The following is an 8,093-nucleotide window of genomic DNA, read 5'->3' as shown; positions in this document are numbered from 1 at the left end:
TTTTACTGTCTCGAAGGAAGATTGGTCCCTCCACCGCAAAGGCTATCAGGATCAAAAGCGTCATATGGATAAGGTGAAAGATGCGATCCGTCAAAATTTACCCGATTTAATCAGTGAAGAAAATATTATCATGTCAAATGGTCGTGATGTCATCAAAATTCCAATCCGTTCGCTGGATGAGTACAAAATCCGTTATAACTATGACAAATCCAAACATGTCGGCCAGGGTGACGGAGACAGCGAAGTCGGTGATGTCATCGCACAGGATCCAAATGGTAAGAAAAAGAGCGGATCCGTTAACGGGAAGAAAGCAGGTGATCAGCCTGGGAGTGACTATTACGAAGCTGAGGTGTCAATGGCTGAGCTGGAAGAAGCCCTTTTCAAAGAACTTGAGCTGCCTGATCTGAAACAGAAGGAAGAAGCGGAAGTCACCACTGAAAAAATCGAGTTTAATGACGTCCGTAAAAAAGGTTTGATGGGCAATGTCGATAAAAAACGCACCATCCTGACTGCGCTTAAACGTAATGCCATCGAAGGTAAAACGCAAATCACACCCATTTATAATGACGATCTGAGATTTAAGACGTGGAACGACGTTGTGAAGCCCGAGTCAAGGGCCGTCATACTTGCCATGATGGATACAAGTGCGTCGATGGGAAATTTTGAAAAATATTTGGCCAGAAGTTTCTTTTTCTGGATGATGAAATTTTTGCGTTCGAAATATGAACATGTTGAAATTGCCTTTATTGCACATCATACCGAGGCAAAAGTCGTCAGTGAAGAGGCATTTTTTTCAAAAGGGGAAAGCGGTGGAACGATCTGTTCATCCGCCTATGACAAGGCATTGGAATTGATTGCTGACGAATACAGCCCGTCACGTTACAATATTTATCCATTCCACTTTTCCGACGGGGAAAATATCACATCCGATAACCCAAGGTGCATCAGGCTTGTAAACGATATTATGGATGTCTCCAATATGTTCGGATATGCCGAGGTGAACATGTATAACCGACAGTCCACCCTAATGCGCGCATACCGGGAATTTGAAGACCCCAAATTCCGTCATTATATTTTAAAAGGGAAAGAAGACGTTTATCATGCATTGCGATCTTTTTTCCGGAAACAAACAGCTTCTGTCTGAAACCTCCGCACTTGCGGGGATTTTTCTATTTGCTGTAAGTTTACCAGCTTTTGCTATATTTTTTAAAAACTTGTGACGCGAGAGAAGCCCTCTCTCTGACGTTTGGCAGGCTTTCGAAGGTTGTTTCGGGCGAGAGAAGCCCCCTCTCTGACGTTTTGGGCTCAATTTGGCTTACTTATGTCAGAGAGAAGTCCTCTCTCTGACGTTTGGCGGGCTTTCGAAGATTGTTTCGGACGAGAGAAGCCCCCTCTCTGACGTTTTGGGCTCAATGTGGCTTACTTATGTCAGAGAGAAGCATTCTCTCTGACGTTTGGCAGGCTTTCGAAGGTTGTTTTGGGCGAGAGAAACCTCCTCTCTGACGTTTTGGGCTCAGTCTGGCTCATTTTGTAAGAGAGAAGCTTCTTCTCCTATCCCTTCTCAATTTTATACACGCCGCGGGAGGTGCTCAGCAAAAACTGTTGGCCGTCAAACTCGTACAAGGAATTATCTTCAAGCGGGATTTCATATACAGACGTCGGGAGCGACTGGGCATCATCGGCATCCGTTTCAATCGTACCAGACCCGTTCAGCTGCAGTGCATGCATTGGCTCATAGTCATCAATTCTCCGTGTATTGCGCTCATACGTTATATCCTGAAGTGTCATCAGTGTTTCATCCAGATCATCCAGTTCGTGCTTGGAAATTTTAATTGTTTCGTCTTTCCATTGCTGCAATAAATCATTGAACTCCTCTATTGTTAAAAATTGCAGTTCCATGATCGTCATCCCTCCTGCTTATAGATTGAAACGCCATTACGATAATCATGCAGTCGGGAATCGTGGTAATTTTTGCTGAATACGGGATGTTGCCGGGATCAGTTAATAAAAAAACTGCCTCATGTATTGAGACAGTCATCCTTTATGGTTGATTTCAGTTCCAGACGCTCAGCTTTACGATCATCCCACACCTTTGCTGCAATCACAAGGTTAAATCACCCCTTGTGCGATCATGGCATCGGCCACTTTGATGAAGCCTGCGATATTGGCTCCGGCCACTAGATTGCCAGGTGTGCCATAATCCGTTGCAGCTTGCATGCTGTTTTGATAAATATCTTTCATGATATCCTGCAGTCTGGCATCAACATCTTCAAATGACCACATCAGTTTGCTGCTGTTTTGCGCCATCTCAAGTGCGGATACCGCAACGCCGCCAGCATTTGCTGCTTTTGCCGGAGCGAACAAGACATCGTTATTGCGAAACACATCGATTGCTTCATTGGTCGATGGCATATTGGCCCCCTCGCCAACCGCTTTTACTTCGTTGGCAATCAAGGCTTTAGCCGTTTCCTCATCGATCTCGTTCTGGGTCGCACACGGCAATGCAATATCACAAGGAATCGACCAAATGGAGGAGCAGTCGTCAAGATACTTGGCGTTTGGATGGCTTTCGGTATAAGCACTGATGCGCTCATTGCCGGCTTCCTTCAGTTCCTTCACGGTATCAAGATCAATGCCATTCTCATCATAAATGCAGCCGTCCGAATCGCTGCACGCCACAACCTTCGCACCGAATTCCGCCGCTTTTTCCATCGCGTAGATGGACACATTGCCCGATCCTGACACGATGACGGTACTGCCGTTAAACTCGAGGCCGTTATCTTTCAGCATTTCCTGGACAAAATAAACGAGTCCATACCCTGTCGCTTCCGTGCGTGCCAAGCTGCCGCCATATTCGAGCCCTTTACCGGTCAGCACGCCGGCCTCAAATGTGCCGCGGAGTTTTTTATACTGGCCGAACAGATAGCCAATTTCTCTCGCATTGACACCAACGTCACCGGCCGGGACATCTGTATCTGGACCGATATGCTCGTATAATTCGGTCATAAAGCTTTGGCAAAATCGCATAATTTCCATATCCGTTTTGTCTTTCGGATCAAAGTCCGATCCGCCTTTTCCCCCGCCAATCGGCTGTCCGGTTAGGGAATTTTTGAAAATCTGCTCGAACCCTAAAAATTTAATGATACTTTCATTCACGGATGGATGAAAGCGTAAACCGCCTTTATATGGACCGAGTGCACTGTTGAATTGCACGCGGTAGCCGCGGTTGACCTGCACTTTTCCCTGATCATCCACCCAGGGAACGCGGAATGAAATCACCTTTTCCGGTTCCAGAAGTCGTTCAAGTATGCCGGATTCCATGTATTGTGGCTGGCGGGCTAACACTGGGACGAGGGAGTCGACTATTTCTTTAACAGCCTGCAGGAATTCAGTTTCGTGAGGATTTCGCTGTTCAGTGGCATGATAAACATTCTTCACATATTGTTTTGCTTTTTGTTCATTTGAATGTAATGTTGCTTCTATCGTACTCATCGGTCATCCCCTTTTATAGAATAATTTCACGTAATTTTATTTGTAATAGTACCATTTTATATGAAAAAGTTACTAAAAACAAGAATACAGAATATTTTTAAAGTGATTACCTGACTTATGGAAGCGGTTAATCAACTGCTGTAAAGCGATTTTATATTTTAAAAATTTTTTTGCAAATGACCGTGTTTTCGGCCTGCCAGAAGACTTTTTTATGCACTTTGAGGATTATAAATTTAAAATGGGCGAAGACAATATGGAGGTCATTGTCTCAATCCATTCAAAGGGAATATAACGTCCATGAAAACCCTCAAACAGATCCTCGTATTTTCGCTCCTTAACAATCTGTCCGCAAAATCCCCTGTTACCTTAACAAACAGTCAAAATTTCGCTCCTGTGTCATACACTGTAAAAAGGACACTTGGAGGGATTATTTTTGACGGAGACACAAACCCTGAACCGTGCAATTGATGAAATCACGGAAATAGCGACCGGATTCGGCCTTGATTTTTATCCGATGCGGTATGAAATATGCCCGGCTGATATCATTTATACATTTGGAGCATATGGCATGCCAACAAGGTTTTCCCATTGGAGTTTTGGTAAGCAATTCCATAAAATGAAACTGCATTATGACCTCGGGCTGAGCCAGATTTACGAGCTCGTCATCAATTCCAACCCATGCTATGCTTTTTTGCTTGATACGAATAGTCTGATCCAAAATAAGCTGATTATTGCACATGTCCTGGCACATTGTGATTTTTTCAAAAATAATGTGCGATTTACCAACACTCGGCGCGATATGGTCGAGAGCATGACAGCGACAGCCGAACGGATTGAAAGTTATGAGCTGATTCATGGCCGCGATGAAGTGGAACGTTTTCTCGATGCAGTTCTGTCGATTCAGGAACATATTGACCCATCGCTTATCCGGCCGAAACTGCCTGATTATGCGGAGGAAAATGAAGAAGAAACGCCACAGCAGTCCACGGTTAAAACACCATATGATGACTTGTGGGCACTGGATGAGATGAAGCGGGAGAAAAAACCTCAATTGGTCAAAAAGCGCCAAAAAAAATTCCCCCCAAAGCCGGAAAAAGATTTGCTGTTGTTTATTGAGGAGCACAGTCGGGAGCTGGAGGACTGGCAGCGGGATATTTTGACAATGATGCGCGAGGAGATGCTTTATTTCTGGCCACAGCTGGAAACGAAAATTATGAACGAAGGCTGGGCATCGTACTGGCATCAGCGAATCCTGAGAGAAATGAATCTGACGCCCGATGAAGTGGTCGAATTTGCTTCCTTGAACGCGAGCGTCGTGCAGCCGTCAAAGCAGCAGATCAATCCGTATTACCTGGGCTTGAAAATTTATGAGGATATCGAAGCGCGTTACAATAAGCCGACTGAAGCGATGCGAAAGATGGGGGCTGCACCAAATACAGGCAGGGAAAAAATCTTTGAAGTGCGGGAAATTGAGTCAGATCAGTCGTTTATCCGAAACTATTTAACGAAAGAACTGGTGAACCGGGAAGACATGTATTTGTTTGAAAAACAGGGCAGCAACTACACGATTAGCGATAAAGATTATGAAAATGTGCGGGATGAGCTTGTCTTACAGCGTGTGAACGGTGGTTTTCCGTATATCACGGTAGAGAACGGTGACTATATGCGGAATGGTGAATTGTATTTAATGCATGGCTATGATGGCACCGAGCTCGATCTGCATTACCTGGAAAACGTTCTGCCGTATATTTATCAGTTGTGGGGCCGACATGTACATTTGGAAACTGTCGTGGAAGATAAGCGTGGATTGTTTTCGTATAACGGGGAGAAAGTGCAGCGGAAACTTTTGTAAGTTTTAGAAAAGAAAAGAGAGCGGGGCGTCTCCCCCGCTCATGCTGTTTTTCGTGTCCGGTAAAGCAATACACCAATCAGCACCACAAAATAAGCAAGCAGTGCCAATAACGTGTAGAGATACATAATTGGTTCGTTTTGTACGTAATCGACGACTGGAACATTTAAAAGAAGCAGCAGCGGAACGCCAAACATCATCGCTGAAGCACTGCCCATAACCAGGTTTTCGGCTGTGCTGGACTGAAAGCCAGGATCGACCGCCTTCACGAGTGCCATTCCGGTTGAGATGGTACCTGTCTGCATCCCGAAAAAACCTAGCAAATTTGAAAGTTTGTCTTCCGGGAACAGGCGCGGGCTGATCCACAGCAAATAGACGATCGTCACAAAGCCGCCGATTGTCGTCAACAGCAGCACCGGAACCAGATATTCCAGATTCAGTTCCTTGAAATTTCTTGCTCTTTGCTAAGATATTCATCAAAATAATACCGACCACAGTCGCCCAGATGAAACCGATCCCGGCAATCGTCAAGCCAAGGTTTCCCCCGCCGGCAAGGCCGAGTTCTTCCCACTGAGTACCGATCGAATAGGCCTGTCCCGGACCCTGACCGAAACCAAGTGGCAAAAGCAGGCCAATGCCAGGGAAAAAGTCCGGGTAAAACGTCGTCGCAAGAATCATGAAAAGGCCTAATCCCACAAGTCCCTGCACGAGATAAGTTGATACGATCATCATCCCGGAATTGAGAATTGCCGGACTATGATTGATATCACGTTCCTTTAACGACAAGGCAATAAAGCCAATCGCCATAAAATGATAGACGATATTACCGAGCATATCTGTGTCAAACCGGATCCATCCCAATAGTTCCGGACCAGTGATCAGCCCGATGAACCCGGCAATCATTGATGTGGGCACAATCAGCTTCCGTAATAAAGGTATACGGGCTTTCAAAACGGCTGCAATGACAATTAATAACGATATGAGTACAAAATCAAGCACCATTGCCCACGATTGATTCATGAGATGACCTCCTTTCCGGAATGTTCAGCGTCAAGCGCTTGTTTTGTTTTGATGACCTTCAGCCACTTATAGGCAGATGTCCGCGGCTGGTAAAAGACAATCCGGAATAATTTGTCACCATGATAGAAATCCAGCTTGTGATGGAATTGGATATTCAGTCCCTCCATCTCATCAAATAAAAAGGCATAATGTCCCCCATTTTCCGCCTCAAAAATGACTTTTTTCGAATCCCATGCTAAATTCCCCGTTGAGACAAGTTCGAAAGGTACCTTGCCATTCGAAACATAAAATTTCACATGGTCCTGCATCGCCCGGCTTAAAATGGTACGCCATTCCGGTTCCATCATGGATGTTTTCAGGAAACCAAGCTGCCATTTGTTCCAGTGATATGGTGTAGAATAATAGATTTCTCCCCCTGCCGGTTCAAATGCCCCGTAATCCGTGTAACGAACCATGTATCCGCAATGCCGGCACTCGAAAAGATCGTCATGCGAATGAAGCTGTCCCGGAATATGGCAATGTGGGCAAATAAACAAAAGCCGTTCCAGATAGTGTGCGGGCGCTTTTCCTTTAAAAGGAATCTTTTGCTCGGATTGCCATGCCATTTCATTGTGGTGGAGTGCTTCGGTCAGTTTCTTGTGAACCGTCTCCGGAGACTCATCCCGAAAAGCACCTATATCCCACATTTTTTCAAATGAAATGGAAATGGTTCCTTTCCGATGACCGTCACCCCATCTTGGATGGCTGAGATGACCGCCGCGGATCGTTGCGATAACAACCGGGATATCCAATAATTTCACCAGCTTAGCCGTGGCATAAATAAGCGGCTCTGTCTCGCCATCCCAATTTCGGTTGCCTTCAGGAAAGATACCGATGACCCGGTTATGTTTTTTGGCCTTAAGAATATTTCTGATCGTGCTTGTATCATTTTTGAATTTCTGCTTCGGAATAGCCCCTGTATAATGCAACACATGTTTTAAAAATGGATTGCGGAAAAGCGGATCGGCGGCGATAAAACTGATCGGCTCATTGACGTAGCAATTTAGGAATAGCGGGTCCCAATTGTTGACGTGATTGCCCAGGATGATATACGGCCCTTCCATCTCAACTGTATCGTTACGTTCAATGATAATGTTCGAACGATACTCGATAAAGGTCCGTATTGGTGACAAGAGCAGGCGCTGAACCCATTTGGCCGGCTTTTTTTCGATACTCATCGAATCACTCCCCGATCAAACTAAAAACGAACATCACTATTTTAGCATATAATACATTTAGTTGACTGTCCCATACTACGATAGTCGCATGGGATATTACCATAAGGGATGTGAACAGATATGGGATTATTTATTAACAACAGTGACCACCCCAATGTTTTTAAAAACAACGGCAAAATTCTCGAACCGAACCAGAATTATTTCCATAAAGATAACTTTTCCGAGATGATCAATGAACAGAAAGAACTCAACCAATCCTTATCGAACGCCTTTCATGAAATTAAAACGTTGTATCATAGCCAGCAACAGGCAAACGCAAGCAAATGGAAGCATGTGGCCGACCAATTGCAGACTTTGAAAGAACGCGAACGTGAGCATGAATCGTTTGAACGTCAGGCGATGGAATGGCTGGCAAAGCTCGACCGGAACAATCAGCAGCTGCAGCATATCATCGAGAATGAAGATACGATGAAAAAGGATGTGGCAGGGAGAATTGAATCTCTGGATGCGTCCAG

6 protein-coding genes and 1 pseudogene are annotated in these 8,093 nt (G+C 44.9%); 3 read left to right on the top strand and 4 right to left on the bottom strand.

Annotated elements, in window-relative coordinates:
• On the top strand, positions 1–1,144 hold a 1,144-nt coding region (gene yhbH, locus VK080_RS11585; RefSeq protein ID WP_324224920.1), incomplete at its 5' end, for a sporulation protein YhbH.
• Between the two features lie 407 nt (positions 1,145–1,551).
• Here yhbH and VK080_RS11580 read toward each other — a convergent pair.
• Together VK080_RS11580 and gdhA are read right to left on the bottom strand one after the other, a co-directional pair.
• A complete protein-coding gene (locus VK080_RS11580) occupies positions 1,552–1,899 on the bottom strand; it encodes a hypothetical protein (RefSeq protein ID WP_324224919.1) in 348 nt (115 codons plus the stop codon).
• 210 nt (positions 1,900–2,109) lie between these two features.
• Positions 2,110–3,492, bottom strand: coding sequence for an NADP-specific glutamate dehydrogenase (gdhA, locus tag VK080_RS11575; protein ID WP_324224918.1), 1,383 nt, complete (start codon positions 3,490–3,492; stop codon positions 2,110–2,112).
• 433 nt (positions 3,493–3,925) lie between these two features.
• Between gdhA and VK080_RS11570 the strand changes: the two genes are divergently transcribed.
• Entirely contained in the window at positions 3,926–5,344 is a 1,419-nt protein-coding gene (locus VK080_RS11570; protein ID WP_324224917.1) for a SpoVR family protein, read from the top strand.
• 3 nt (positions 5,345–5,347) lie between these two features.
• Here VK080_RS11570 and VK080_RS11565 read toward each other — a convergent pair whose 3' ends face one another.
• Both VK080_RS11565 and VK080_RS11560 read right to left on the bottom strand, forming a co-directional pair.
• Positions 5,348–6,361 (bottom strand): hypothetical protein, encoded by a 1,014-nt coding sequence (locus VK080_RS11565; protein WP_324224916.1) that lies wholly within the window; start codon positions 6,359–6,361, stop codon positions 5,348–5,350.
• Positions 6,358–7,578: a lysophospholipid acyltransferase family protein gene (locus VK080_RS11560; RefSeq protein WP_324224915.1), complete on the bottom strand. Its 1,221-nt coding sequence runs from the start codon at positions 7,576–7,578 to the stop codon at positions 6,358–6,360. Before VK080_RS11560 ends, VK080_RS11565 begins: the two co-directional genes overlap by 4 nt.
• Positions 7,579–7,698: 120 nt before the next feature.
• On the opposite strand from VK080_RS11560, the pseudogene VK080_RS11555 reads away from it, so the two are divergent.
• Positions 7,699–8,093: pseudogene (locus tag VK080_RS11555) on the top strand (hypothetical protein); the annotation flags it as partial.

Origin of the sequence: Lentibacillus sp. (assembly GCF_035301925.1) — a bacterium.
GTDB lineage: Bacteria > Bacillota > Bacilli > Bacillales > Amphibacillaceae > Lentibacillus.
The sequence above is the reverse complement of the archived record's forward strand: the minus strand, read 5'-3'. Positions and strand labels throughout refer to the sequence as shown.

Bases quoted from the DNA above. Each gene is read 5' to 3' on its own strand.
- VK080_RS11580 (WP_324224919.1), bottom strand. From the start codon at position 1,899: ATGGAACTGCAATTTTTAACAATAGAGGAGTTCAATGATTTATTGCAG.
- gdhA (WP_324224918.1), bottom strand. From the start codon at position 3,492: ATGAGTACGATAGAAGCAACATTACATTCAAATGAACAAAAAGCAAAA.
- VK080_RS11565 (WP_324224916.1), bottom strand. From the start codon at position 6,361: ATGAATCAATCGTGGGCAATGGTGCTTGATTTTGTACTCATATCGTTA.
- VK080_RS11560 (WP_324224915.1), bottom strand. From the start codon at position 7,578: ATGAGTATCGAAAAAAAGCCGGCCAAATGGGTTCAGCGCCTGCTCTTG.